The sequence below is a fragment of the Microvirga pakistanensis genome (assembly GCF_004458765.1).
GTDB classification, from domain to species: Bacteria; Pseudomonadota; Alphaproteobacteria; order Rhizobiales; family Beijerinckiaceae; genus Microvirga; species Microvirga pakistanensis.
The window spans coordinates 1-223 of sequence record NZ_SPJX01000394.1; the positions used below are offsets into that span (position 1 = coordinate 1).

Annotated in this window: 1 protein-coding gene; it reads right to left on the reverse strand. The window is 62.3% G+C overall.

What is annotated here, in order from left to right; all coding sequences use genetic code 11:
• Window positions 1-223 (reverse strand): M20/M25/M40 family metallo-hydrolase (locus E4K09_RS18915; protein ID WP_134499255.1); only part of this gene is annotated, 223 nt, incomplete at both ends.

Here is a 223-nt window from a genome sequence, read left to right on the forward strand (position 1 = left end):
ATGGCCGTCATGGCCGCAGGCATGCATCTTGCCCGGCCTGAGCGACTTGTACGGGGCCTGGCCGAGTTCCTCGATGGGCAGGGCGTCCATATCGGCCCTGATCCCAATGGAACGGCCGGAAGTGCCCCTCGACAGCGTCCCAACCACACCAGTGCCCGCGAGTCCTGTGGAGACCTTCAAGCCAAACGAGTCGAGCATACGGGCAATGAAAGAGGAAGTCTCA